Below are 25,933 nucleotides of genomic sequence, written 5' to 3' on the forward strand. Positions count from 1 at the left end.
CCTTCCGCCCCCTTTACCGGGACACCGATTTCCTGTCTCTAGGACCAAATGGTGGAGGGGTGGTTGGCCGCAAATCTCGAGACATTGTTCGAACGCCTGTTCCCGATCTGCCGTTCGATCACCGGCCCCGGCATCCGCCGCAGCATGGAAATCCTCGCCGAGCATATGCCGCTCGAGGTGCATGGCGTGCCGAGCGGCGAGAAGGTGCTCGACTGGACCGTGCCGCCCGAATGGGAATTGCGCCGCGCGCGCCTGTGGGGCCCCGACGGGTCGCTCGTTCTCGACAGCGACGGGAACAACCTCCACGTCCTCAACTTCTCGACCCCCTTCTCGGGGGAGATGGACCTCGAGGAGCTCGACCGGCACCTCTTCTCCGAACCGGCGCTGCCCGACGCCATCCCCTATGTCACCAGCTACTACAACCGCCGCTGGGGGCTGTGCCTGTCGCACCATCAGCGCGAGGCGCTGGTGCCGGGTACCTACCGCGTCGAGATCGACACAGAGATCCGCGATGGCCTTCTCAACTATGCCACCGCCGAATTGCCGGGCGAGAGCGACGAGGTGGTGCTGCTCTCCACCTATCTGTGCCACCCGAGCCTCGCCAATAACGAGCTGTCGGGCCCGCTCGCGATGGTGCGCCTGTACGAGGCGCTGGAGGCGATGGAGCAGCGCCGTTACACCTACCGCTTCCTCGTCATTCCCGAGACCATCGGCTCGATCACCTATCTCGCGCGCGAGGGCGCCGAGCTCCTGCCGCGCATGGCCGCGGGCATGGTCCTCACCTGCCTCGGCGGCCCTTCGGAGACGGTCTCGTTCAAGCTCAGCCGCCGCGACTGGACCGGTCGCCCGAGCACCATCGACCGTCTCGCGCGCCATTTCGCGGGCACCCTGCCCGGCTATGCGGTGCGCGATTTCAGCCCGATGGGGGGGTCGGACGAGCGGCAATATTGCTCGCCCGGTTTCGACATGCCCGTCGTCCAGGCCGCGCGCACCGTCTACGGGCAGTATCCGGGCTATCACAACAGCCACGACGATCTCGATTTCATGACGATCGCGGCGGTCGAGGACAGCGCCGCCAGGCTCGCGACCTTCATCGCCGCCTTCGAGGAGGCGGGGCGCGAATATGTCAATCGCTCGCCCCATGGCGAACCCCAGCTCGGGCGGCGCGACCTCTACCCCTCGCTCAACAGCCCGATGTCGCGTATCCTGTCGAGCGACGACCAGTTCGACGGGCGGCGGATGCTCAACCAGCTCCTCGGCCTCCTGTCGCTCGCCGACGGAGAGCATGACCTGCTCGCCATCGCCGAGCGGATCGACTTTCCCGTGACCGAACTGGCCCCGCTCGCCCGCCACTTGCGCGAGCATGACCTCCTGGAGCTCAAATCCTCATGAAGATCGCGCTCATCACCGGCGACCACCAGCGCCACGCCTATCTCGCCAGCCGCCTCGCGGCCACGGGCACGCTCGCCGGCTGGGTCGTCGAGGAGCGCGAGGCCTTCCTTCCCGCGCCGCCGCCCGGCCTTCCCGCCGAAACGGAAGCGCTGTTCAAGCGTCATTTCCGCCTCCGCGAGGAAGCCGAGACGGCGGTCTTCGGCACTCCGCAGGTGGATGTTTCCCGCTTCGGCGTCTCCCGCGAGGATCTCAATGCGCCCGCCACCATCGACTATTTGCGTTCGCTGGAACCAGACCTTGTCATCTCTTACGGCTGCCACAAGCTCGAGGCTCCGCTGCGCGAGGCGGTCGGCGCGACCTTCTGGAACACGCATGGCGGCCTGTCGCCGCAATATCGCGGGGTCATCACCCATTTTTGGCCGAGCTACATGCTCGAGCCGCAGATGACCGGCATGACGCTCCACGAGACCACCGACGAACTCGATGGCGGTGCGATCATCCACCAGTCGGGTGCGGTGCTCCGGCGCGGCGACGGCGTCCATCTCCTCGCCGCGCGCACCGTCAAGGCCTATGCCGACACGATCGGTCCGCTGCTGGCGCGCCTCGATCCCGCGGCGCTGCCCGCCGGTATCCGCCAGAAATCCACCGGCAAGCTGTGGACCAGCCGCGACTGGCGCCCCGAGCATCTCCATCTCGTCTACGACCATCATGGCGACCGGATCGTCGACGCGGTCCTTGATGGCCGCCTCGAGGGCCGCGAGCCCAAGCTCCTGTCGGTGCTCGAGCCGCAAGGGGCGTAAGGCCGCGGCATGGCCGCGCCACGGCGCGGGCCTTGCGCTGCCTGTCATCGCTGTCGGTAAAATGGTGCCCAGGAGAGGACTCGAACCTCCACGGGGTTACCCCCGCCGCCACCTGAAGACGGTGCGTCTACCAATTCCGCCACCTGGGCACAGATGCGAGAAGTCGCGGTAGGACGCGGCCTCTATTCGCCGAGCCGCCTTCTTGTCAACGGCAAAGATGCGCCCCCTCCTCGCCGCGATGCGAATTAACAGAAAATTAGCGTGTCGCGCGCTATTCTCTGCCCCGTTTACAGCGTCTCATTGCCCTTGCCCCCGAGGAAAGACCGCGAACGATGAATGCACCGACCAAGGCCGTCCCGACTGGCGAGACCCGCCGCGCCGAGCGTATCGCGCTCGAGGGTGAAGTGCGCTCGCGCCATGCCGGCGGCAAGCCCTATCCGACCGCGATCAAGAACCTCTCGCCGGGCGGGTGCTGCATCGAGCTTCCCTACAAGGCCGACCTCGGCGAACGTCTCTGGGTGACCCTGCCCGGCCTCCAGCCGATCGAGGCCAAGGTGTGCTGGTCCGAGACCTATGTCGCGGGCTGCGCCTTCGAGACCCCGCTCTACCCCGCCGTCTTCGACCATCTGCGCAAGCAGATGCTGGGCTAGTCTGCCCTCAAGGCCATTTCTCCGGCAATCCGAAATACTCCCGCATCGCGCGCTGGCGGGGCCAACCATCCTTGCCGTCGATCGCCGCCACCAGTTCGGGATAAACGGCCTGTGCCGGCGTCTCCTCGAAGCCGACATGGTGCATCACTCCCTCGCGCCAGCTGTAGGCGCCGTCGCGCAACAGGTTCGGGTGGCGCGCGAGCGGCGACAGGTCGGCGATGGCCGTGCCCGAGACGCCGAGGCTGCCCAGCGCCGGGAAGGCGAGGATGAAGTCGAGCCTATCGATGGGCGTCCCGGAGAGCGTCAGATATTGAAGCATGGGCAAGGGCGCGGCCTGCGCGGGGTCGGTGACCTTCGTCTGCTTGAGGTTGAGCGCTCGCAGGTTCGGCCAGCCTCGAAGCGACGAAATGTCGCGGATCGGATTGCCCGCCAACTCGAGACTCTCGACCGCTTCACTCGGACCCCAGTCGGAAATGTCCTCGATCCCGCACTGTTCGAGGTCGAGCCGCTTGAGCCTGGGGTGATCGAGCAGGCCGGCAATCCCTGAAACCGTGCAGCGGGTGGCAGCGACGTCGCGCAGCACGGGACACTCGCGAAGCGGGGACAGGTCGCCAATCGCCGTATCGGTGAAGCGCACCCGTTCGAGCTTCGGGAGACCCGCCAACAGCCCCGCATCCGCGATACCGCAATTCGTGAAGGAGGCAGTCTCGAGCGCGGCGAAGTGCGGGAGCGCCGCAAAATCTTCGGGCCTGCTCTCGGTGACCTGCAACAGTTCGAGCTGCGGGAGCGCGGGGAGCGGCGCGGACAATCCGGGCCCCTCGTAGGCCGACAGCACCTTGAGGTTCGGCCAGCTGGCAAAGACGCGCGGATCGAGGGTTCCCGTCGGCTTGCGCGGCGTGGAGAAATGACGCGGCACCCCCGCCTCCCACAGCGGCTGGCCGGCATAGTCCCACAAGGCAATATTCTCGAGCATGGACAAGTGCGCCAGCGGTGACAGATCGGCGACCCGGGCAACGTTGATGGCGACATCCGCGAGGCGGGGGCAATCGGTGACCGGTTCGAGGTTGCGGATCGTCGACGTCCACGCTTCCAGTCGCCCGAGCCCCGGCAGACGATCCAGGACCGACAGGTCGACCTCGCGCTCGCCGAGCTGGAGGGTCACCACCTCGGGCAGGTCGGGCAGGTCCGACAGGTCGCCGATGGCGGTGTCGCGGATGTTGAGCACCCGGCCCCGAAAATCGGCCATGTTGCGCGGCAGGCGGTCAAGCGCGGCGAGCCAGATGCGATAGTGATGCGCCGGATCGCAGGTGGCGATGATCCGCTCGGCTTCGGCCAGCGCCACCTCGGCGTCCTCGCTCGCGCGCGGGTCGATCTCGGGCGCGGGCGGGCGCGGCGGCGGCGGCGGCGGCGGCGGGGACTGTCGAGGCGCCGGAGCGGGCCGAGGAGGCATCGCGCGCCCATCGCGCTTTGCACCGAACAACTTTCGCCACACCATCACGCAACTCCCCCACTAATCCGCCGAACAAACAAAGCATGCGAGGGAACTTGTAAAGGGGGCTGGCCGTCGCCTAGAGAGCGCCAGAACAGCCATCAGAGCGAGACCCGACCCGTGACGTCCGATCCGACCGCACCCAAGATCATCACCCTCATCGGCGGGGGCGGCTTCATCGGCCGCTATGCCGCCGAGCAGCTGCTCAAGCACAACGTCCGGCTGCGCATCGTCGAGCGCAATCCCAAGAGCGCGCACACGCTCCAGCCGCTGAGCCGTGTCGGCCAGATTGCGCTGATGCCCGCCAACCTCGAGAAACCCGCGACCATCGAGGCCGCGGTCGCCGGCGCCGATGCGGTCATCAACCTCGTCGGCACTTTCGACACCGCCAAGCAGGACGCGCTCCATGTCGAGGGCGCCCGCACGGCGGCCGAACTAGCCGCCAAGGCGGGGGTGAAGGCCTTCGTGCAGGTGTCAGCGCTCGGCGCCGACAAGGATGGCGAGAGTCATTATGCGCAGACCAAGGCGCAGGGCGAGGAAGCGGTCCGCAAGGCCTTTCCGAACGCCACCATCCTTCGCCCCTCGACCGTCTTCGGCGCCGAGGACGAGTTCACCAACCGCTTTGCGGGCATGATGGATCTGCCGGTCACCCCGATCCTCGCCCCCGAGACCCGCTTCCAGCCGGTCTTCGTGCGCGACCTCGGGCTGGCCATCGCCAAGGCCGCGCTCGATCCGAAGACGCATGGCGGCAAGACCTACGAGATCGCCGGTCCCGAACCGGTCAGCATGCGCGACCTCAATCACCGCATCGCCGGCATGGCGGGCATGGAGCCCAATTTCGTCGAGCTGCCGAGCGTCATGGGCAACCTCATCTCGAGCTTCGGCTTCCTGCCGGGCGCGCCGATGACCAAGGACCAGTGGCTCCTCCTCCAGAAGGACAATGTCGCCACCGGCAAGAACCCCGGGCTGGCCGACATGGGCATCACCCCCACTCCGATGGCCTCGGTCGCCCCCAACTGGCTCGAGCGTTTCACCCCCGGCGGCCGCTTCGGTCGCGCCGCCCGCGAAGGCTAAGCGTCCATGTCCGTTACGCTGCTCGTCGTCATCCTCGGCATCGTCGAGGGTCTGACCGAATATCTGCCCGTCTCCTCGACCGGCCACCTCATCCTCGCGACCGAGCTGCTCGGTTTCGACGCGGCCGAATGGGCGGTGTTCAACATCGCCATCCAGCCGGGCGCGATCCTCGCGGTGGTGGTGCTCTACTGGAAGACGTTCTGGGGCGTGCTCAAGGGGCTGTTCGAAGGGTCCAAAGGCGCGTGGGATTTCACCCGCAACCTCCTCGTCGCCTTCTTCCCCGCGGTCGCGCTCGGCCTCGCCTTCGGTGACCAGATCGACAACCTCCTCGAAAATGCCGTCGTCGTCGCCTGGGCGCTGATCATCGGGGGCTTCGGCATCCTGCTCGTCGAAAAGCTCGCCAACCCGCCCGCGCGTCCCGACATTCCCGAGGACCAGGTCGGCGGCGCGGTCGCCACCATGAGTTTCAGGAAGTCGCTCACCGTCGGCCTCGTCCAGTGTCTCGCGATGATCCCGGGCGTGTCCCGCTCGGGCGCGACCATCATGGGCGCGATGGCCTTGGGCATCGACCGCCGCACCGCCGCCGAATTCAGCTTCTTCCTTGCCGTCCCGACGCTCACCGGCGCCACCGTCTACTCGCTCTACAAGGCGCGCGACGAGCTGGTCGCCGACGACCTCGGCATGATCGGGCTGGGTGCGCTGGTCAGCTTCATCGTCGCTTATATTGTTGTTAAGGCATTCATCGCCATCGTGACGAAAATCGGTTTTGCACCGTTTGCCTGGTATCGTATCATCGTCGGCGTCGCGGCCCTGTTCTGGCTCGGCGCTATCTAGTATTTTGCTTAAGCCCGTGGGGGGACCAATCATGAAGAAGCTTATCGCCCTGAGCGCCAGCGCGCTCGCCCTGACCGTTGCCAGCCCGGCGCTCGCCGCCGAGGCGCAGGCCGTCCAGACCGTCGAACTGGCCCCTTCGGGCGCCAAGCTCGACCTCGCCCGCGGCGCGGTCGACATCCTCTGGCCCGAAGGCAATGCCGAATATGTCGTCGACTATCTGGTCGGTCCCTATGCCGACAAGATGCTCTACACGCCGATCCCGCAGCTGGCCGAGGAATATGGCGTGGTCGAGAGCGCCAAGGCGATCTTCCTGTCGATGAAGGCGCTCGATGGAGAGATGGGTCTCGGACTCGACGGCATCGACGACATGACGCCCGAGCAGATCGAAGCCACCGCCGGCATGTTCATCGCCATGCTCGGCGACAAGTCGGTCGCCAGCATGATCGGCGAGAAGGACGAGCATTTCGACGAGCGCATCTCGATCCTGCGCGACGTGCTCGACAAGGAACTGCCCCCCGTCGCCGCCGCCTTCGACGCGCCTTTCCGCGAGGGCATGGCCCGTGTCTTCGCGCGCCAGTATAGCGAGAGCGAGCTCGTGGAACTGGCTGCCTTCGCCGCCACCCCGACCGGCAAGAAGTTCGCGCACAACTACATGCTCATGGGTTTCCAGCCGGAATATTATCTCGGCATGTTCGAGGGCCTGCCCGCCGCGCTGCCGGCGATGATGCCGCTCGCCGAGACGCTGGAAGCGCGCATGGCGCACCTGCCGCCGATGTTCCCCGAGCCCACTCCCTATTGCGAGGACCTCTCGGAAGAGGAACTGGCGGGCGAGGACGTCGAGTGCATCGCCGATGAGGCTGCCGAAGAACACGACCACGACTAAGCGTCCCTTTTCGTAACGATCGGCCGCTCGCCCCGCTGGACGGGGCGGGCGGCCTTTCTTATCAGCAAGCCTGATCCATGTTGCAGCTCTTCCAATTCCCGCTCTGCGCGCACAGCCGCAAGGTTCGCCTCGTCCTCGGCGAGAAGGGCGTCGCGCATGAACTGGTGCGCGAATATCCGTGGGAGCGCCGCGACGAATTCCTCGACATGAGCCCCGCGGGCGAGACCCCCGTGCTGGTCGATCCGGCGCGCGGCACCGTGCTGATCGGCGCGCAGGTCATCTGCGAATATGTCGAGGAGACCACCGAGAAGGTCGGCATGCTCCAGGGCAGCCCCGAACAGCGCGCCGAGATCCGCCGCCTGTCCGACTGGTTCGACCGCAAGTTCTTCGCCGACGTCACCGCGCCGCTGCTCGAGGAGCGCATGCTCAAGCGCCTCGTCTATCGCTCATCGCCTGACACGGTCCGCCTGCGCGATGCGATGCGCGCCGCCAATGGCCACCTCGATTACATGGACTATCTCCTCGACCACCGCCGCTGGCTGGCCGGCCCGAGCCTCAGCCTCGCCGACTTCTCGGCGGCCGCGCAGCTCTCTGTCGTCGACTATCTCGGCGCGCTCGACTGGCGCGGCCACCAGCAGTCGAAGGACTGGTATGCGGTGATGAAGTCGCGCCCCTGTTTCAGGCCCCTATTGGGCGAGCGCATGGAAGGGCTGGCCCCGCCCGCGCACTACGACAAGGTCGATTTCTAGCAGGAGCGCCCGCGTCGAACGTAAGCGGAGCGTAGCGAGCGTCGTTCGACAAGAGAGCGCGAATGCCGGCCAGCCTGCGATCGAAGATCGACAGGACTGACGGGGTCGGGCCGCCCCGATCCGGCTAGCGCCTACGCGCGCTGATCAGATAATTGAGTTTCAGATCCTCCGAGAGGTGCAGCCCCTTCGACGGCGAGAAGGCGATGCCTTTCGTCTCGATCACTTCCATACCCAGTTCCTCGAGCATCGCGGTCAGCGTCTCGGGCGGGATGAACATGTCATAGTCGTGGGTGCCCTTCGGGATGCGCCCCGTGCCTTCGGCCAGCGTGATCGTCAGCAGCTTCGACAATGGCGTCTTGTTGGGCGTCGACAGGATCAGCAAACCGCCGTCCGCCAGCTTCGAGACCAAGGTGGCGAGGAAGTCGCGCGGATCGGCGACATGTTCGATCACCTCCATCGCGGTGACGAGGTCGAACGTCTTGTCGACGGTCGCCACTTCGCCCGCGACATAGGTGATGGCCAGCCCCTGCCCCGCTGCATGCACCCGCGCCGCCTCGATCAACGGCTCGGCGGCATCCACGCCGGTCACCTCGGCGCCCAGCCGCGCCAGCGGTTCGGCAAGCAGCCCCGCCCCGCAGCCGACGTCCATCGCGCTCTTGCCGTCGAGCGGCGAATAGTCGCACTCGTCCAGCCCGAAGTGCCGGTCGAGCTGTTCGCGCACGAACCCCAGCCGCACCGGGTTCAACTTGTGGAGCATGGCAGACGCGCCCTTGGGGTCCCACCAGTCGCCAGCCATCGACCCGAAATGCGCGGCCTCGGAGGCCAGGATGCTTGTCTTCGCCATGTCCGCACCCTACCAGCACCGGAACGTTTTGCCACGCGGAGAAAATATGCGGGTCGTCATGAAGTTCGGGGGCACGTCGATGGCGGGGATCGAACGCATCCGCCATGTCGCGCGCCTCGTCGAACGTCAGGCCGCCGAGGATGGGGGCACCCAGACCTGCGTCGTCGTCTCGGCCATGGCGGGCGAGACCGACCGCCTCGTGCAATTCTGCAAGGAAGCCGCCGCGCATCACGACCCGCGCGAATATGACGTGGTCGTCGCCAGCGGCGAACAGGTCACTGCGGGTCTCCTCGCCATGACGCTCCAGAACAAGGGCCATGACGCGCGAAGCTTCATGGGCTGGCAGCTCTTGGAGGCCTCGGGCGTCCACGGCAACGCCCGCGTCGAGAAGATCGAGAGCGGCGCCCTGGACGGCGCGCTGCTGGCCGGCACCATCGCGGTCATCCCGGGCTTCCAGGGCCGGACCGAGGACGGGCGCATCGCCACCCTCGGGCGCGGCGGCTCGGACACCAGCGCGGTCGCCATCGCGGCGGGGCTCGATGGCGACCGCTGCGACATCTACACCGACGTCACCGGCGTCTACACCACCGACCCGCGCATCGAACCGACCGCGCGCAAGCTCGAAGCGATCGGCGCCGAGGAAATGCTCGAACTGGCGGGCGCGGGCGCGAAGGTGCTGCAGGTCCGCTCGGTCGGGTTGGCAATCCGCGAGGACATGCCGCTCGTCGTCCGCTCGGCCTTCGAGGACGAACCCGGCACCACCATCATCACCAATTGGGAAGAGACGACCATGGAACGCATCGCCATCTCCGGCATCGCCGCCGACCGCGGCGAAGCGCTGGTGAAGCTCGAAGCCAAGGACAAGCCCGGCCGCCTCGCCGCCGCGCTGCGCGCGCTGGCCGCCGAAGGCCTCAGCGTCGACATGGTCGCGCAAGGCTCGGACAGCCTCCACTTCACCGTGCCCAAGACCAATCTTTCGCGCGCCCTCAAGGCCCTTGAAGGCGCGAAGGACGCCATCGGCTTCACCGCCGTCACCAGCGACGATAATGTCGCCAAGGTCAGCGTCGTCGGGGTCGGCATCCGCTCCAATCCCGAGCTGGCCGCGCAGGTTTTCGACGTGCTCGCCGACCGTCAGGTGCCGCTGCTCGCCGCAACGCTTTCCGAACTCAAGGCCAGTGCGCTAGTGCCCGACGACCAGGTCGACGTGGCGGTCCGCGCGCTCCACGCCGCATTCGAACTGGGGGAATAGAACCATGAGCCACGACAAGCTCGACCGACTGATGCACCGCGGGACCGAGTTCCTCGGCACCCGCTACGCCATTCTCGGCGGCGCGATGAGCTGGATCTCGGAGCGCAACCTCGTCTCCGCCATCTCCAACGCGGGCGGCTTCGGCGTCATCGCCTGCGGCGCCATGCCGCCCGAGCTCCTCGACAAGGAAATCGCCGCCACCAAGGCGATGACCGACAAGCCGTTCGGCGTGAACCTCATCACCATGCACCCGCAGATCGACGACCTCATCGACATCTGCGCCAGGCATGAAGTGGGCCATGTCGTCCTCGCGGGCGGGCTCCCTTCGGGCAAGTCGATCGACCGCATCAAGCAGTCGGGCGCCAAGCTCATCGCCTTCGCCCCTGCGCTCGCGCTGGCCAAGAAGCTCAAGCGCTCGGGCGTCGACGCGCTCGTCGTCGAGGGCATGGAAGCGGGCGGCCATATCGGCCCCGTCTCCACCTCGGTGCTGGCGCAGGAAATCCTGCCCCATGTCGCTGCCGACATGCCGGTGTTCGTCGCCGGTGGCATCGGCCGCGGCGAAGCGATCGCCGCCTATCTCGAAATGGGCGCGGTCGGGGTCCAGCTCGGCACCCGCTTCGTCTGCGCGACCGAATGCATCGCGCACGAGAATTTCAAGAAGATGTTCCTGCGCGCCTCGGCCCGCGACGCCATCCCCTCGGTCCAGATCGACCCGCGCCTGCCGGTCATTCCCGTGCGCGCGCTGAAGAACCGCGAGACCGAGAATTTCACCGCCAAGCAGCGCGAAGTCGCCGCCAAGCTGGATTCGGGCGAAGTCGAAATGGCCGAAGCCCAGCTCCAGATCGAACATTATTGGGCGGGCGCCCTCAAGCGCGCGGTGATCGACGGCGACGTCGAGAGCGGCAGCGTGATGGCGGGCCAGTCGGTCGGCATGGTCAAGCGCGAGGAACCCGTCGCCGACATCATCACCGAACTGGTCGACGAGGCCGCCGCCGCCCTGTCGAACCGCGGCTAGTTCACGGCGGGCGCGGCCATGACCGGCGGCGCGATGTCGCCGAGCTTCTGGCGATAGAGCGCTTCCAGCGTCCCGCGCCGCCGCGCCGCATAATTGAGATTGTCGTAGCGCGAGACGATGAGCCGCGCGACCTTGTCGGCATCGGCCTCGCTGAGCGGGGTCGGGAGCCGCAGTTCCATCGCCTTGAGCTGCAGGCGGATCGTCTCGTACTTGCCGAAAGCCGCCTCGTAGCGGGCCATGGCGTTGCGTGCCTTGCGGATGTCGGCATCATCGCTTCCGGCGTCGAGCGCCTCAAGTGCCCGTCGCGCCTCGGCCTCCGCCGTCGCCAGCGCCATCCCGAGGCGATTGCCCTCCTCCCCTATGGCATCATGCATCGCCTCGACCTCGGCATCGTCCCACGGAATGACCGGCGGTGGCGGCGGCGGGATCAGCGCAAGATGGGCGGCACAAAGGACAATCGAGAGCATGGCGACACTCCTGCAACAACCGGTGCAACAACCGGACCGACCCTAGCGGCATCGAGGTCCTTGTCGAGCCCGCGCGCCCGGGGGGTCTACGGCCGGCCCGCTTCGACCGCGCGCAACTGCGCGGCGAGGCGCGGCACCAGCGCGCGGTCCCGTTCGACCCGCTCGGCAAGATGCCCGACGAGCACGCGGATATCGTGGCGGAAGGAGGCAAGGTCGCTGACCGCGCTGCCCGCATCGCCATAGCGGCCCGCAAACCGCTCGAGCGTGTCGGCGACCGCCTGCGCTTCCTCCGCCCGCGTGCGCGCCAACCGCGCCAGCACCGCATTTTCCCGCCCGGCCACGTCCGCGCCGAGCAGCCGGTCGGCGCGGCCGAGGTGGAGCCGTAGCAGCGTGAGCACCCGCGACAGGCGCAGGCCGAGGAGATGCGCGTCCTGGTCGGCCTGGAAGCGGTCGAGCGCGCCGAGCAATTCTCCCGACAGGCGCTCGATCATCGCCACGTCCCGCGTCGGACAGTCGGCCGGCGGTCCAGCGGCGGCTCGCCCGAAATCGGGCGGCGCCGGTGTCGGCGCGGCGGGCGCGATCGGTCGATGGAAACCCATGCTCTTGTCCCCTTTGCAACTGCCGCCATCCTGCCCGCGCAAAGGCGGCCACGGCCAGTGAGAATCTCACCGTTCCGGACCCGATTGCCGCGCTTTCCTAGCCGGTCCCGACCTGCTAGCGCTTTGGCCATGGTCGAAAGCGCTGCCCTTGCCGCCCGCGAGATTCTCACCGGTCTCCATGCCGTCATGGCGAGCCGCGGTTCGCCGCAGGACAAGCTCGACCGCGTCGTCGACATCATCGCCGATGCGATGGAGAGCGAGGTCTGCTCGATCTATGTCCTCAAGGAGGGCCATCTCGAGCTGTTCGCCACCCATGGCCTCAACCGCGACGCCGTCCACAAGACCCGCCTCGAGATGGGCGAGGGCCTCGTCGGCACGATCGCCGAGCAAATGCTCATCCTCAATCTCGAGGAAGCCAGCCGCCACCCGCAATTCGCCTTCCGCCCCGAGACGGGCGAGGAGCATTTCCACAGCTTTGCGGGCGTCCCCATCGTGCGCCGCGAGACGCCGATCGGCGTCCTCACCGTCCAGCATGAGGACAGCCGCAAATATCTCGATGTCGAGATCGAGGCGCTGCAGACCGTCGCCATGGTGCTGTCCGAACTGCTCGCGTCCGCCGGTTTCGCCGACGGCACCAAGGGCCGCGCCCGCGATACCGGCCCGCAGCAGCTCGCAGGGCTGAAGCTCGTCACCGGCATGGCCCGCGGCCGCGCCGTCTTCCACCAGCCCAAGGTCACCGTCGAACATACCGTCGCCGAGGACATCGAGGCCGAGCGCGCGCGCGTCTATTCCGCCTTCCGCAAGATGCGCGAGCAGATCGACAACAATATCCGCGATGCAGAATTCGGCGTCGGCGGCGAGCATCACGAGATCCTCGAGACCTACAAGATGTTCGCCTATGACGAGGGCTGGAGCCGCCGCATCAACGAGGCGATCGACAGCGGCCTGACCGCCGAAGCCGCGATCGAGCGCGTCCAGCAACGGACGCGCGCAAGAATGCAGGAGATCGACGATCCGCTCCTGAAAGAGCGCATGCACGACCTCGAGGATTTGTCGAACCGCCTCCTGCGCATCGTCTCGGGCCGCGTCGGCACGGCGGCCAGCCAGGGCCTCCAGGAAGATGCCATCCTCATCGCCCGCAACCTCGGCCCCGCCGAACTGCTCGACTACGACAAGCGCCGCCTGAAGGGCATCATCCTCCAGGAAGGCTCGCTTACCGCCCATGTCACCATCGTCGCGCGCGCGATGGGCGTGCCGATGGTCGGCAAGATCGAGGACATCCGCCACATCACCGCCGAGGGCGACGAGATCCTTCTCGACGGCGATCATGCCACCGTCACCGTGCGCCCCGAGGCCCGCACCCGCGACGACTTCGACCAGCGGATGGAGACGACGCAGGCACGCCGCGCCGAATTCGCCGCCAACGTCAAGAAGCCCGCCGAAACCACCGACGGCCAGAAGGTCGAGCTGATGGTCAACGCCGGCCTTGCCGAGGATGCCGACCATTTGGATGCCGTCGGCGCCGAGGGCATCGGCCTGTTCCGCACCGAATTCCAGTTCCTCGTCGCCGCAACGCTGCCGGGGCGCGAGAGCCAGTACAAGCTCTACAAGACCGTGCTCGGCGCGGCGGGCGACAAGCCCGTCGTCTTTCGCACCATCGACATCGGCGGCGACAAGGCGCTGCCCTATCTCGACGAGAAGGACGAGGCCGAGAACCCCGCGATGGGCTGGCGCGCGCTGCGCCTGTCGCTCGATCGCAAGGCACTGATGAAGGCGCAGGCCCGCGCGCTCATCGAGGCCGCCGCGGGCAAGCACCTCAAGGTCATGTTCCCGATGGTCTCCGAGCCGTGGGAATATGAGGAAGCACGCGCCCTGTTCGAGGACCAGATCGACTGGCTGCGCGGGCAAAAGCGCTTCCTGCCGACCGTCATCGAATATGGCGCCATGCTCGAGGTGCCCGCACTGGCCGAGATGCTCGACCAGCTCTTGCCGCGCCTCGACTTCCTGTCGATCGGCACCAACGATTTGACCCAGTTCCTGTTCGCCGCCGACCGCGGCGATCCGCGCCTTGCCGACCGCTACGACTGGCTCAGCCCCGCCATCCTGCGCTTCCTCAAGCGCATCATCGACCAGTGCAACGCGGCGGGCACGCCCGTGCGCATCTGCGGCGAGATGGGCGGGCGCACGCTGGAGGCGATGGCGCTCATCGGCATGGGGCTGCGCCGTTTCTCGATCACGCCCGCCGCCATGGGGCCGATCAAGGCGATGATCCGCTCGCTCGATGCCGGACAGGCTGCCGCGCAGATGGACGAACTGCTCGCCAATCCGCCGCGCGACATGCGCCGCACGCTGGCGGGCTGGGCAAAGCAGAACGGGGTCATCCTCGACTGACTGTCGCCCGCGCGCCCGCGCCGTCGATGGTTGACAAGATTGGCCTGCTCGCCTTCTCTCGCGGGGAAGCGGGAATCTGGGGAAGTTGACGATGGACGAGACCGAAAACGGCATGAACGAGGAATTGCCGGGCCTGACACCCGTCGGCGAGCAACTCCGCCTCGCGCGCGAGGAAAAGGGGCTTTCGGTCGAGGAACTCGCCCGCCAGAGCCGCATCCCCCAGCGCCACCTCGAAAGCCTTGAAGCCGGCAACTGGTCCAAGTTGCCCGCAACGACCTATACGGTGGGCTTTGCCAAGACCTATGCCGACGCCGTCGGCCTCGATCGCACCACGATCGCCGACCAGGTCCGCGAGGAAATGGGCGGCTGGGAATCGCCGACCGCCCATGTCGGCCAATATGAGGTGGTCGATGCCTCCTCCGGCATGCCGCGCTGGGTCATCGCCGCCGCCGCCATCGCGGTGATCGGCGCGGTCCTGCTCTTCTCCTGGCTCAACGAGCGCGCGCTCGTCGCAGAGGAAGAAGCCGCCGAAGCGATCACCGCCGCCGGGGAAAGCGCCCCGCCTCCGGTCGAGGAGGAGGAAGTGCCCGCCATCACCGCCGACACGCCGGTCACGCTCGTTGCCGCGCGCGCGGTCTGGCTGCGGGTCACCGATGGCAGCCGCACCTTGTTCTCGGGCGAAATGGCCGCGGGCGACGAATATGACGTTCCGGCCGATGCCGCCGCCCCGCTGCTCGAAACCGCCCGCCCCGCCTCGCTGACCGCGCGGATCGACGGGCGCGATTTCGGCTTCGAGGGCGAGGACGGTCGCCGCGTTCGCGACGTCAGCCTCCTCGCCCCAGACATTGCCGGGACGAGCGAGGGAACGCCCGCTGCCGAGACGACGACTGCGAGCACCGCCGCGACGACGACCGCACCCGCCGCGCGTCCGGCCCCCGCGCCCGCGCCGCGGCGCGCACTGGTTCGCGCCGTGCGCCCCGCGCCCCAGCCCGAAACGACCACCCCGCCGCCTCCCCCGCCGCCGCCGACCCAGCAGCAGGTGCCGCCTCCGCCGCAGCCGCAGCCGCGCGCCCAGCCGGCACAGCCGACGGCCGGCGAGCCCGAGGCCGAACCCCCGCCCCCGCCGCCCATCGAAGGCGATGACGGCGAGGCCTAGTTCATCCTTTTGAAAGGCTCGCCCTGCGAGCCTTGCGACATAGCGATCCCACCCAAGTCGACAGAGAGTTTCATGCACCGTTTGCTTCTCAGCCTTTGTGCCCTCCTCCTCGTCTCGCAGCCTGCCTATGCACAGGACAGCGACCGTGCCCGCGAGCGCGAGAACCGCGACCGGATCGAGCGCCTCGAGCGCCAGGTCCGCCAGATGCAGCGCCGCGTCTATCCCGACGGCCAGCCCGCCAACACCGCCGGCTTCTATGACGAGCCCGTCGCCACCCGCCAGTCGGTCGACATCATGACCGGCCGCGTCGAGGCGCTCGAGCGCCAGATGACCACGCTGGTGCGCCAGTCGGAAGAATCGCAATACCGCCTCGGCCAGATGGAAGCCGAAGTGGCCCGCATGCGCGCCGCGATCGAGGACCTGCGCTCGGCCCCGCCGCCCGCCCCCGTCGTGCAGCAGCCGGTGGTCGAGACCCCCGTCGAACCCGACGATGCGCTCTCGGGTGATGACGCGGACGACGACAGCACGGCCGCTGCCACCCCTGCGCAGCGCCCCGTCGCGGTCATCCCGATCACCGACCCTGCCCGTCTCGCCGACGGCGAAGAGGCTTATAACGAGGGCTACCGCCTGTGGAACGCGGGCGACAATGCCGGCGCTATCCGCCAGCTCACCGCCATGGTCGAACAATATCCCGGCCACCCCAAGGCGAGCTGGGCGCGCAACCTCAAGGGCCGCGCGCAGCTCGACGCCAACCGTCCGCGCGATGCCGCCGAAACGCTGCTCGACAATTATCGGACCGACCCCTCGGGCGAACGTGCCGCCGACAGCCTCTACTTCCTCGGCCAGGCGCTGATGCGCCTCGACCAGCCGGGCCAGGCCTGTCGCGCCTATGACGAACTCGCCGAAGTCTATGGCGGCTCGATGCGCGGCTATATCGCCGAGCGCCTGCCCGCCGCCATGGCCGCGGCGCGCTGCGACGGCTGATCGACAGATGACGGTGAGCGAGGAGGCGCGAGCCCGCTTCGCTGCCGGCCTCGATGAACTGGTAACGCCCGGCGACATGCTGGGCGTTGCTGTTTCGGGCGGGGCCGACAGCCTCGCGCTCCTGCTCCTCGCGCATGAGGCGCGGCCGGGCCGGGTGCGCGCCGCCACCGTCGACCATCGCCTGCGCGACGAAAGCGTCGAGGAAGCCACCACGGTCGCCCGTTACTGCGCCGACCTCGGCATTCCCCACGACCTGCTCGTGGTCGACTGGAAGGGTGCCCCGCCAATCGCCAATGTCGAGGCTGCCGCCCGCGACCAGCGCTACCGCCTCCTCACGGACTGGGCAGCCGACCACGGCCTCACCGCCATCGCCACCGCGCACCATGCCGACGACCAGGCCGAGACGCTGCTCATGCGCCTCGCCCGCGGTGCCGGCCTGTCGGGCCTTGCCGGCGTGCGCGCCGCCCGACCGCTCGGCGAGCGCGTCACGCTCGTCCGCCCGCTGCTCGAATGGTCGCGCGCCGAGCTACGCGCCATCGCCGAAGGCTCGGGCCTGCCGGTTGTCGAGGATCCGATGAACCGCGATCCCGCCTTCGACCGCCCACGGCTGCGCACCGCGCTGGCTGAAGCAGGGTTCGGCGATGCCCCCGCCTTCGCCGCGAGCGCCCGTCACCTCGCCGGGGCCGAGGAAGCGCTCGCCGTCACCGCCCGCCGCCTGTTCGACGAACGCGCCCGCCGCGAGCGCGGGGCCCTTGTCCTCGCCGCGCCCGCCGACCTGCCCCGCGACCTGCAACGCCGCCTCCTCCTGCTCGCCTTCGACGCGCTCGGCCGCCCCACCCCGCGCGGCCCCGACCTCGCGCGTGCGATGGAAGCGCTGGAGGCGGGCCGCCAGTGCACGCTCGGCGGCCTCCTCCTGCGGCTTGTGGGCGCGGACTGGCACCTGTCGCCCGCCCCGCCGCGCCGCGCGGGGGACGGCGCCTGACCGCCCCCCGCAGAAGGCCCCATTGTCGCCGCCCCTCGCCGTCCCTATCTTGGCGCTAGAAAAGCAAAGTTTCATCAAGGCTTATTCATGGACCCGAACACGCCCCAACCGCCTGAAAATCCCCGCAACCCGTGGATGAAGAGCCTCGTCATCTGGCTCGCCATCATCTTCGGGCTGATCCTGTTCGTGCAGGCCCTGTCGGGTGACACGGCCGCGCAGGGCGGCGAGAAAATCCCCTATTCCGAGTTCATCGACCGCGTCGAGGAAGGCGAGATCCGCTCGGTCACCATCAGCCCGCGCACCGACGGCTCGAGCCTCGTCTCGGGCGAGTTGGACGGCGCCCGCTTCACGACCGATTCGCCCCCCGACGCGCGCCTCTCCGACCGCCTCCTCGACAATGGCGTCGCGGTGCAGGTCCAGCCCGCCGAACAGGCGAGCCTGTGGCAGCTCATCCTCGTCAATTCGCTGCCCTTCCTCCTCATCCTCGGCATCAGCTTCTTCATCCTGCGCCAGATGCAGAAGAACTCGTCGGGCGGCGCGATGGGCTTCGGCAAGTCGAAGGCCAAGATGCTCAACGAGGCCAAGGGCCGCGTTACCTTCGAGGATGTCGCGGGCATCGACGAAGCGCGCGAGGAACTGCAGGAAATCGTCGAATTCCTGAAGGACCCCGGCAAGTTCGCCCGCCTCGGCGGCAAGATCCCCAAGGGCGCGCTGCTCGTCGGTTCGCCCGGTACGGGCAAGACCCTCCTCGCCCGCGCCATCGCGGGCGAAGCGGGCGTGCCCTTCTTCACCATCTCGGGCTCGGACTTCGTCGAGATGTTCGTCGGCGTCGGCGCCAGCCGTGTCCGCGACATGTTCGAACAGGCCAAGAAGAACGCCCCCTGCATCATCTTCATCGACGAGATCGACGCGGTCGGCCGCCATCGCGGTGCCGGCCTCGGCAACGGCAATGACGAGCGCGAGCAGACGCTGAACCAGCTGCTCGTCGAGATGGACGGCTTCGATGCCAACGAGGGCATCATCATCATCGCCGCGACCAACCGTCCCGACGTGCTCGATCCCGCGCTGCTGCGCCCGGGCCGCTTCGACCGCCAGGTCGTGGTGCCGCGTCCCGACATCGAGGGCCGCGAGAAAATCCTCCTCGTCCACATGAAGAAGACCCCGCTCGCCCCCGACGTCGACGCGCGCGTCATCGCCCGCGGCACGCCGGGTTTCTCGGGCGCCGATCTCGCCAACCTCGTCAACGAGGCGGCGCTGCTGGCCGCGCGCAAGGGCAAGCGCCTCGTCGCCATGGCCGAATTCGAGGAAGCCAAGGACAAGGTCATGATGGGCGCCGAGCGCCGCTCGATGGTCATGACCGAGGACGAGAAGAAGATGACCGCCTATCACGAGGCGGGCCACGCCATCGTCGCGCTGCACGAGCCGGCGTCGGATCCCATCCACAAGGCGACCATCATCCCGCGCGGCCGCGCCTTGGGCATGGTCATGCGCCTGCCCGAGCGCGACAGCTACAGCTACCACCGCGACAAGATGCACGCGAACATGGCGGTCGCCATGGGCGGGCGCGTCGCCGAGGAAGTCATCTTCGGCTACGAAAAGGTCTCGTCGGGCGCCTCGGGCGACATCCAGTACGCCACCAAGCTCGCGCGCGACATGGTCACCCAGTGGGGCATGTCCGACGAGATGGGCCCCGTGCAATATGAGGAACAGCAGGGCGAGACCTTCCTCGGCTACTCGCAGAGCCAGGGCATGAACGTCTCGGCCGAGACGGCGCAGAAGATCGACAAGGAGATCCGCCGCCTCATCGACCAGGGCTATGATCGCGCCAAGCAGGTGCTGACCGACCATGGCGATGAGCTCGAGATGCTCGCGCAGGCGCTGCTCGAATATGAGACGCTGACGGGCGAGGAGATCAAGACGCTGCTGGGTGGCGGCTCGATCGATCGCGGCGGCCCCAAGGGGCCCGTCATCCCGCTCGCGGGTTCCTCGATCCCCAAGGCAGGGCGCAAGCCGCTGGGCGGTCCGGCGACCGCCTGATCGGCTTCACGGTGAAATGGAAAGGGCGGCCCTCGGGTCGCCCTTTTCGTTTCTAGCCCCAGGCGCCCAGTGCGAACATCAGCCCGATGAAGATGCCGAGCACCATCCAGGCGAAGATCGACAGCAGCGTGGTGCGCAGCAGCGCCGACAGCCGCCCGAGCTCATAGGCGCCCTTCAATTGCCGGTAGAGGTGGAAGGGCGCGTAGAAGACCGCGAAGACGATCCCCACGAACTCGGCCCCGAGCCATGTCCACAGCCCGATGTTGAGCACGAGCAGCATCATGAAGCTGATCGAATAGGTCACGAACACGGCATGCTTGTAGAGGCTGTGGCGCCGCGAGAAGGGGAAGAGCAGCCACATGAAGGGCAATGACAGCGGGATGAGCAGCCAGCTCAGCTTGTAGGCCTTGGTCTGCACCTTGTAGAAGAAGAGCGCGGGGTTCTCTTGCGCCTCCTCGATGCCCTGTCGCAACGGTTCGAGGAACTCGCTGTCATCCGACAGGTTCGACGTCACCTTGACGTCGCCGTCCTCGTCGCTGGCGATGACGGTGTTGCCCGTTTCCATCTCCTCGAGCTGGCGACGCGCCACGGCCAGGCTCGTGGCCACGCCGGCCCGCGCGCCAGAGGCGCCGGGATAATCGTCACCCTCCATCTCGGCCAGCGTCTGCTCGAGATCCTCGACGCGTTCGCGCTGTTCCTCGACGCTCGCTGCCGGTTCGACCGCCGCCCCGAGATTGACATCGTCGCCGACATTCACCTGGTCGGCCGACACGACCAGCGCGAACATCGCCACCACGGTGAACAGGTAGAAGGCGATCGGGCTGATGTAGCGCGCGCGCTTGCCCGCGACATATTCGCGGGTCAGCTGCCCCGGCTTCCACGCCAGCATCGGCAGCGTGCGCCAGAACTTGCCGTCGAGGTGGAGCACGCCATGGACGATGTCATGGACCAGCCCGCCGATGGTGAAATGCACCTCGCCGCGCTGGCCGCAGCAATGGCAATAGTCGCCCTGCAATTCGCAGCCGCAATTGAGGCAGTGGGTCGGCGTCCCGTGGCCGTCCTCACCATGCCCCGGCTCGACCGCGCGCGCCGCGCCCGCGCCGCCCGCCAGTTCGCCCACTGCCGAAATCTCTTCGCCGCCCATAAATTCCCCGCCTTCTGGCCCCCTAGGTGTTACGCCCTTGCCATACACCGAGGTGCTGGCCCGCGCCAACACCCCATGCTAGCGCAGCTGGCATGGCACGGATCGGCCTTCTCGGCGGCAGCTTCAACCCCGCGCATCGCGGACACCGCCACATCAGCCTCGAGGCGCGCCGTGCCCTCGGCCTCGACGAGGTCTGGTGGCTGGTCAGCCCCGGCAATCCGCTCAAGCCCAAAAAGGGCATGGCGCCCTATGACGCCCGCCTCGCCTCGGCGCGGAAGATGGCGCGGCGCGCCCCGATCAGGGCGATGGATTTCGAGGCCCGCGCCGGCACCCGCTACACGATCGATACGCTGCACGCGCTCTTCCGCCGCTATCCCCAGCACGACTTCATCTGGCTCGTCGGCGAGGACATCATCGCCGAGTTCGACCGGTGGAAGGACTGGCGCGCCATCGCGCGCATGCTGCCGATTGCCGTGATGACCCGTCCGAGCTATAGTGGGGGTGCCCGGGCGGCTCGCGCCATGGGCTGGTTGCGGCACTTCGTCCGGTCCGACAACCATGCCAAGCACTGGACGGACTGGAAGGCACCGGCAATCACGTTCCTGACGCTTGCCCCCGACCCGACTTCCGCAACCGCCTTGCGCGCGCGCCAGCCCGACTGGCACCAGCATATCGACGGACCCGATGAAGCGACCGCGAGGCAGCGGTCGTAACCCCATGAGGAGTGACCTTGCCCGAGCTAGAGACCATGAGCACCGCTTCCGCCCCCACCCCGCCCGTGAAATCTGACGACCCCGACGCGCTCCACGCGCTGGTCATGCAGCTGCTCGACGACGAGCAGGCGCAGGACATCATCACGATTCCGCTCGCGGGCAAGAGCTCGATCGCCGACCATATGGTGATCGCGAGCGGACGGTCGAGCCGGCAGGTCGCCGCCATCGCGCAGAAGCTCGCCGAGAAGGTGAAGGGCCTCGAGGGCGTGACCCCGCGCATCGAGGGCCTCCCGACCGCCGACTGGGTGCTGATCGATGCGGGCGACGTGGTCGTCCACCTGTTCCGCCCCGAAGTGCGCAGCTTCTACAATCTCGAGCGGATGTGGCAGTTCGGCGACGAAGCCGGCGAAGCCTAGGCCTCATAGTCCCGGAGCGCGTGGATGCAGCTGCACATCATTGCGCGCGGCAAAATCGCCCGCTCCCCCGAGGACGAGCTGGTGAAGCGCTACCTCAAGCGAATCACCTGGCCGGTCAAGCATAGCGAATTGCCCGACACGGGCGGCACCGTCCCGCCCGTGCGCCAGACCCCCGTGCGCACCGTCGTGCTCGACGAGACCGGCAAGGCGCTCTCCTCGACCGACTTTGCGAAAATCCTCGGGCGCTGGCGCGACGAGGGGGTGCGCGAGACCCGCTTCCTCATCGGCGCCGCCGACGGTCACGAGGCAGGGGTCAAGCGCGAGGCCGACCTCCTCTATTCCTTCGGCCCCGCCACCTGGCCGCACCTGATGTGCCGGGCCATGCTCGCCGAACAGCTGTTCCGCGCCACCGCGATCATCGCGGGCCACCCCTATCACCGCGAGGGCGCACGGTGAGGCGCCTCGCCTGCGCCCTCCTCCTCGCCGCGGTCGCGGGCCACGGCCTAGCCGCCACCCCGCCGAGCGCGCAGGCGCAGCTCGACCGTATCCGCGGCGAAGCGCGCGAGGCCGAGGCCCGCGCTGCCGCCCTTTCCGAACAGGCCGACGCGGCCGTGACCCGCGCCGAGGGCATCGCCCGCGAACGCCGCGCCATCGCCGCGAAGGTCGAGGCGGGCGAAGCACGCCTTGCCGCCGCGCGGCTCGAACGCGAACGGCTCACCGCCTCGCTCGCCGCCCTGCAGGCGCGCATCGCCGCCGAGCAGGCCCCGTCCGCCGCGCTCGTCGCGGGGCTCGCCAGCCTGTCACGCCGCCCGCCCGTCCTCACCCTCGCCGACGCGCGCTCGATCGACCAGCTGGTGCGCACGCAGGCGCTGGTCGAGGCAACCGCGCCCATCATCGCCGCGCGTACCGAGCGCCTGCGCGGGCGCCGTGCCGAACTCGCCAACATCGCCGTCGCGCTCGAGCAGCGCGAGGAGCGCATCGCGACCGAACAGGCCGGCCTCGATGCCGCCGAACAGCGCCTCGCCGCGCTCGAGGACGAGCGCCTTGCCGCCGCGCAGGCACTTGGAGTCGCTGCCAGCCGCGCCGATGCCCGCGCCATCGCCGCGCGCGAGCAGACCGCCGAGCTGGCCGATGCCGCCACCCGCGAGGCCTTTGCCGCCGAGATCGCCGCCGCGCTCGCCACCTACGATCCCGCCCCGCCGCCGCCCGCCGGCCTCGCGCGGGGCAAGGTAAACCGCCCTGCCCCGCCCTTCCGCTATGCCCTGCCCGCGACCGCGAAGGTGACCGCGGGCCTCGGCTCGCTCACCGCCGATGGCGTGCGTGCGCGCGGCCTCACGCTGCAGACCACGCGCGGCACCGACATCCGCATGCCCGCCGACGGGCGCATCGCCTTCGCCGGTCCTTTCCGGGAACGCGACGGTATCGTCATCATCGATCATGGCGACGACTGGTTCAGCCTCATCGCCAATGTCTCGACCACCTACGAGGAAGGCGACCGGGTTCGCCGCGGCCTGCGCCTCGGCCGCGCGCTGGGGCCCATCGAGGTCGAGCTGTGGCACCGTCAAAAAGCCGTCAGTCCGGCCCTCATCGCAGGTTCATCCTGATTATGGTTCAACTGGCGACACAATAGCGATAGGATCGCTTTGGCCGCTCGCCCGTTCGGCAGCGGCAGAAGAACAAGGAACTTGCCATCGTGAAGCGACTGCGCCCGATCGCCACCGCCCTCCTCCCCGCCGCCGCCATCATCACTTTCGCGACGATGATGCCGGGCATGGAACGGCCCGCCGGCGCGCAGAACGAGGACACCTATCGCGAGCTGGAGAATTTCCTCTCGGTGTTCGAGCGCGTGCGCGCCAATTATGTCGAGGAAGTGAGCGACGCCGACCTCATCCGCGGCGCCATCGAGGGCATGCTCTCGAGCCTCGATCCGCACAGCTCCTATCTGACCGAAGCCGACTTCGCGACCATGCGCCTGTCGACCGACGGCAATTACGGCGGGCTGGGCCTGACCGTCACCAACCGCGACGGCGCGGTGTTCGTCATTTCGCCGACCGAGGACACGCCGGCCGATCGTGCGGGCCTCAAGGCGGGCGATTACATCACCCATATCGACGACGAGCTTTTGTTCGGCCTGAGCCTCGATGAGAGCGTCTCCAAGATGCGCGGCGAGCCCGGCACCGACATCAAGCTCACCATTATCCGTCCCGGCCGCGACGAGCCCTTCGACGTCACGCTCAAGCGCGAGATCATCGACCTGAAGCCGGTGAAGTGGGAAGTCGACGGCGATGTCGGCATCATCAACATCAACCAGTTTTCCGCCCCCACCGCCGAGGGCGTCGAGGCGGCGATCCGCGGCATCGACCTCGCGATGGGTGGCGACGGGCCGGTCGGCTATGTCATCGACCTGCGCGCCAATCCGGGCGGCCTCCTCAACCAGGCGGTCGAGGTTTCCGACATCTTCCTCGAACGCGGCGAGATCGTCTCCGAGCGCGGCCGCGACAGCGAGGATATCGAGCGCTTCTACGCGACCAGCGGCGACCTCACCCGCGGCAAGCCGGTAATCGTGCTGATCGACGCGGGCTCGGCCTCGGCCTCCGAAATCGTCGCCGGCGCGCTGCAGGACCATCGCCGCGCCGTCGTCATGGGCGAGACCAGCTTCGGCAAGGGCAGCGTCCAGACCATCATCCAGACGGGCGAAAGCTCGGCGCTCCGCCTCACCACCGCGCGCTATTACACCCCCTCGGGTCGCAGCGTGCAGGCTGGCGGCATCGAGCCCGACATCATCGTGCCCCAGCTCTCTGATCCCGACCGTCTCGACCGCCCGCGCCTGCGCGAGGCCGACCTTCGCCGCCACCTCGTGGCGCAGGCCGGTGTCGAGGATGCGGTGCTCGAGGACGACAGCAGCCCCGATCCGCGCTTCTCGGCCACCGCCGAGGAGCTCGAGGCCGAGGGCGTCGAGGACTTCCAGCTCCATTATGCGGTCGAGACGCTGACCCGCGTCGGCAAGCAGCCGCAGCGCATCGCGAAGGCCAGCTGATGCTCGCCCCCGCGCGGCCCCGCCACCCGCTGCTGAACCGCGAGGCCGCCCATGCCGCGGCGATCCTCGTGCCGCTGGGACTGCTCGGCGGCGCCATCGGCTCGCAGCTGATCGGCGGCCTCGTGCCCTGCGACATGTGCATCTGGCAGCGCTGGCCGCACGCCATCGCGCTCGCGCTCGCGCTCCTTGCCGTGCCGATGAACGCCATGCGCCGCCCGCTCCTCACGCTCGCCGCGCTCGCCATCGCCGTCTCGGGCGCGATCGGCGTCTATCATGCCGGCGTCGAGATCGGCGTCTTCCCCGGACTTACCACCTGTTCGACCAATGCGGGCGGCAGCCTCGAGGACCTGCTCGCCGCACCGGTGGTGCGCTGCGACGCGGTGCAGTGGGAGTTTCTCTCCATCTCGATGGCGGGCTGGAACGCGATCATCTCGCTCGGTGCCGCACTCTTCATTGTCCTCGGGCTTCGAAAGGGCCGCGCATGAGCCAGAACTGGCGCCCCGGGGACAAGCGTCCCGATGTCGAGCGCATGATCCGCGTCGACCAGGCCGGCGAATATGGCGCGACCCGCATCTATGCGGGCCAACTCGCGGTACTTGGCGAGGACAGCCGCGCCGCCCATGCCGTCGCGCATATGGCCGCGCAGGAAGAGGTCCACCTCGCTCGCTTCAACGAACTGATGGCCCAGCGCCGCGTGCGCCCGACCATCCTCCAGCCCTTCTGGAACGTCGCCGGCTTCGGCCTCGGCGCGGTCACCGCCTTGATGGGCGAGAAGGCCGCCATGGCTTGCACCGACGCGGTCGAGACCGAGATCGACAAGCATTACGAGGAACAGCTCGCCCAGCTCGGCGACAGCGATCCCGAACTGTCGGACGACATCCGCCGCTTCCAGGCGGAGGAGCTCGAGCATCGTGATACCGCGCGCGCCCACGGCGCCGAGGAGGCCCCCGCCTATCCCGTCATGACCGCCGCGATCCGCGCCGGCTGCCGCCTTGCGATCGAACTGTCCAAACGCTTCTAGAGACCGA

At 68.2% G+C, this 25,933-nt stretch carries 26 protein-coding genes and 1 tRNA gene; 21 read left to right on the forward strand and 6 right to left on the reverse strand.

What is annotated here, in order from left to right:
- Positions 1-63 precede the first annotated feature (63 nt).
- On the forward strand, positions 64-1,392 hold the full coding sequence (locus NUW81_RS05785) for a DUF4910 domain-containing protein (protein ID WP_245111392.1): 1,329 nt from the start codon (positions 64-66) through the stop codon (positions 1,390-1,392).
- Positions 1,389-2,192: a formyl transferase gene (locus NUW81_RS05790; protein ID WP_245111394.1), complete on the forward strand. Its 804-nt coding sequence runs from the start codon at positions 1,389-1,391 to the stop codon at positions 2,190-2,192. The genes NUW81_RS05785 and NUW81_RS05790 overlap by 4 nt, the downstream gene beginning before the upstream one ends.
- Positions 2,193-2,254: 62 nt before the next feature.
- On the opposite strand, the gene NUW81_RS05795 is transcribed toward NUW81_RS05790, so the two are convergent.
- Positions 2,255-2,341: transfer RNA gene (locus NUW81_RS05795), tRNA-Leu, on the reverse strand.
- 183 nt (positions 2,342-2,524) lie between these two features.
- Here NUW81_RS05795 and NUW81_RS05800 point away from each other — a divergent pair.
- Positions 2,525-2,842: a PilZ domain-containing protein gene (locus NUW81_RS05800; protein ID WP_245111396.1), complete on the forward strand. Its 318-nt coding sequence runs from the start codon at positions 2,525-2,527 to the stop codon at positions 2,840-2,842.
- A gap of 7 nt (positions 2,843-2,849) precedes the next feature.
- On the opposite strand, the gene NUW81_RS05805 is transcribed toward NUW81_RS05800, so the two are convergent.
- Positions 2,850-4,292: a leucine-rich repeat domain-containing protein gene (locus NUW81_RS05805; protein WP_245111398.1), complete on the reverse strand. Its 1,443-nt coding sequence runs from the start codon at positions 4,290-4,292 to the stop codon at positions 2,850-2,852.
- Between the two features lie 159 nt (positions 4,293-4,451).
- On the opposite strand from NUW81_RS05805, the gene NUW81_RS05810 reads away from it, so the two are divergent.
- The 4 genes from NUW81_RS05810 (at position 4,452) to NUW81_RS05825 (ending at position 7,871) form a co-directional block, all read left to right on the forward strand.
- Positions 4,452-5,405, forward strand: coding sequence for a complex I NDUFA9 subunit family protein (locus NUW81_RS05810; RefSeq protein WP_245111401.1), 954 nt, complete (start codon positions 4,452-4,454; stop codon positions 5,403-5,405).
- Between the two features lie 6 nt (positions 5,406-5,411).
- Entirely contained in the window at positions 5,412-6,239 is an 828-nt protein-coding gene (locus tag NUW81_RS05815) for an undecaprenyl-diphosphate phosphatase (RefSeq protein ID WP_245111404.1), read from the forward strand.
- A 31-nt stretch (positions 6,240-6,270) separates the two neighbouring features.
- Positions 6,271-7,122, forward strand: coding sequence for a DUF2059 domain-containing protein (locus tag NUW81_RS05820; protein WP_245111407.1), 852 nt, complete (start codon positions 6,271-6,273; stop codon positions 7,120-7,122).
- Between the two features lie 77 nt (positions 7,123-7,199).
- Positions 7,200-7,871: a glutathione S-transferase family protein gene (locus tag NUW81_RS05825; RefSeq protein ID WP_245111409.1), complete on the forward strand. Its 672-nt coding sequence runs from the start codon at positions 7,200-7,202 to the stop codon at positions 7,869-7,871.
- A 124-nt stretch (positions 7,872-7,995) separates the two neighbouring features.
- Here NUW81_RS05825 and ubiG read toward each other — a convergent pair whose 3' ends face one another.
- Positions 7,996-8,715, reverse strand: a complete 720-nt coding sequence (gene ubiG / locus NUW81_RS05830; RefSeq protein ID WP_245111413.1) for a bifunctional 2-polyprenyl-6-hydroxyphenol methylase/3-demethylubiquinol 3-O-methyltransferase UbiG — start codon at positions 8,713-8,715, stop codon at positions 7,996-7,998.
- A 58-nt stretch (positions 8,716-8,773) separates the two neighbouring features.
- On the opposite strand from ubiG, the gene NUW81_RS05835 reads away from it, so the two are divergent.
- Together NUW81_RS05835 and NUW81_RS05840 are read left to right on the forward strand one after the other, a co-directional pair.
- Entirely contained in the window at positions 8,774-9,964 is a 1,191-nt protein-coding gene (locus tag NUW81_RS05835) for an aspartate kinase (protein WP_245111415.1), read from the forward strand.
- Positions 9,965-9,968: 4 nt separating this feature from the next.
- On the forward strand, positions 9,969-10,979 hold the full coding sequence (locus NUW81_RS05840) for an NAD(P)H-dependent flavin oxidoreductase (RefSeq protein WP_245111418.1): 1,011 nt from the start codon (positions 9,969-9,971) through the stop codon (positions 10,977-10,979).
- Here the strand turns inward: NUW81_RS05840 and NUW81_RS05845 are convergent.
- On the reverse strand, positions 10,976-11,446 hold the full coding sequence (locus NUW81_RS05845; RefSeq protein ID WP_245111420.1) for a hypothetical protein: 471 nt from the start codon (positions 11,444-11,446) through the stop codon (positions 10,976-10,978). The two genes, NUW81_RS05840 and NUW81_RS05845, sit on opposite strands and share 4 nt — an antisense overlap.
- An 86-nt stretch (positions 11,447-11,532) precedes the next feature.
- Positions 11,533-12,045 carry a hypothetical protein gene (locus tag NUW81_RS05850; protein ID WP_245111422.1) on the reverse strand — a complete coding sequence of 171 codons (513 nt, stop codon included), beginning with the start codon at positions 12,043-12,045 and terminating at the stop codon, positions 11,533-11,535.
- Positions 12,046-12,174: 129 nt separating this feature from the next.
- Here NUW81_RS05850 and ptsP point away from each other — a divergent pair, with 129 nt between their 5' ends.
- The 5 genes from ptsP to ftsH all read left to right on the forward strand — a co-directional run bounded on the left by ptsP (position 12,175) and on the right by ftsH (position 19,595).
- Positions 12,175-14,436, forward strand: coding sequence for a phosphoenolpyruvate--protein phosphotransferase (ptsP, locus tag NUW81_RS05855; RefSeq protein WP_245111425.1), 2,262 nt, complete (start codon positions 12,175-12,177; stop codon positions 14,434-14,436).
- Between the two features lie 91 nt (positions 14,437-14,527).
- Entirely contained in the window at positions 14,528-15,592 is a 1,065-nt protein-coding gene (locus NUW81_RS05860) for a helix-turn-helix domain-containing protein (protein WP_245111428.1), read from the forward strand.
- Between the two features lie 72 nt (positions 15,593-15,664).
- Positions 15,665-16,576, forward strand: coding sequence for a tetratricopeptide repeat protein (locus NUW81_RS05865; RefSeq protein ID WP_245111431.1), 912 nt, complete (start codon positions 15,665-15,667; stop codon positions 16,574-16,576).
- A 7-nt stretch (positions 16,577-16,583) separates the two neighbouring features.
- Positions 16,584-17,558, forward strand: a complete 975-nt coding sequence (gene tilS / locus NUW81_RS05870; protein WP_245111434.1) for a tRNA lysidine(34) synthetase TilS — start codon at positions 16,584-16,586, stop codon at positions 17,556-17,558.
- A gap of 135 nt (positions 17,559-17,693) precedes the next feature.
- Entirely contained in the window at positions 17,694-19,595 is a 1,902-nt protein-coding gene (ftsH, locus tag NUW81_RS05875) for an ATP-dependent zinc metalloprotease FtsH (protein WP_245111437.1), read from the forward strand.
- Positions 19,596-19,647: 52 nt separating this feature from the next.
- Here ftsH and NUW81_RS05880 read toward each other — a convergent pair whose 3' ends face one another.
- On the reverse strand, positions 19,648-20,739 hold the full coding sequence (locus tag NUW81_RS05880) for a DUF3667 domain-containing protein (RefSeq protein WP_245111439.1): 1,092 nt from the start codon (positions 20,737-20,739) through the stop codon (positions 19,648-19,650).
- 92 nt (positions 20,740-20,831) lie between these two features.
- On the opposite strand from NUW81_RS05880, the gene NUW81_RS05885 reads away from it, so the two are divergent.
- The 7 genes from NUW81_RS05885 (at position 20,832) to NUW81_RS05915 (ending at position 25,926) form a co-directional block, all read left to right on the forward strand.
- Positions 20,832-21,452, forward strand: a complete 621-nt coding sequence (locus NUW81_RS05885; RefSeq protein ID WP_245111441.1) for a nicotinate-nucleotide adenylyltransferase — start codon at positions 20,832-20,834, stop codon at positions 21,450-21,452.
- Positions 21,453-21,487: 35 nt separating this feature from the next.
- Positions 21,488-21,868: a ribosome silencing factor gene (gene rsfS, locus NUW81_RS05890; RefSeq protein ID WP_245111443.1), complete on the forward strand. Its 381-nt coding sequence runs from the start codon at positions 21,488-21,490 to the stop codon at positions 21,866-21,868.
- Between the two features lie 24 nt (positions 21,869-21,892).
- Positions 21,893-22,324, forward strand: coding sequence for a 23S rRNA (pseudouridine(1915)-N(3))-methyltransferase RlmH (locus NUW81_RS05895; RefSeq protein WP_245111445.1), 432 nt, complete (start codon positions 21,893-21,895; stop codon positions 22,322-22,324).
- Complete coding sequence (locus NUW81_RS05900) at positions 22,321-23,472, forward strand: murein hydrolase activator EnvC family protein (RefSeq protein ID WP_245111447.1); 1,152 nt, start codon at positions 22,321-22,323, stop codon at positions 23,470-23,472. The genes NUW81_RS05895 and NUW81_RS05900 overlap by 4 nt, the downstream gene beginning before the upstream one ends.
- 107 nt (positions 23,473-23,579) lie before the next feature.
- Positions 23,580-24,905 (forward strand): S41 family peptidase, encoded by a 1,326-nt coding sequence (locus NUW81_RS05905; RefSeq protein ID WP_376741965.1) that lies wholly within the window; start codon positions 23,580-23,582, stop codon positions 24,903-24,905.
- Positions 24,905-25,390 (forward strand): disulfide bond formation protein B, encoded by a 486-nt coding sequence (locus tag NUW81_RS05910; protein WP_245111449.1) that lies wholly within the window; start codon positions 24,905-24,907, stop codon positions 25,388-25,390. Before NUW81_RS05905 ends, NUW81_RS05910 begins: the two co-directional genes overlap by 1 nt.
- Complete coding sequence (locus NUW81_RS05915; protein ID WP_245111451.1) at positions 25,387-25,926, forward strand: demethoxyubiquinone hydroxylase family protein; 540 nt, start codon at positions 25,387-25,389, stop codon at positions 25,924-25,926. The genes NUW81_RS05910 and NUW81_RS05915 overlap by 4 nt, the downstream gene beginning before the upstream one ends.
- Positions 25,927-25,933: the final 7 nt, after the last annotated feature.

The sequence above is a fragment of the Sphingomicrobium aestuariivivum genome (genome assembly GCF_024721585.1).
Lineage (GTDB): Bacteria > Pseudomonadota > Alphaproteobacteria > Sphingomonadales > Sphingomonadaceae > Sphingomicrobium > Sphingomicrobium aestuariivivum.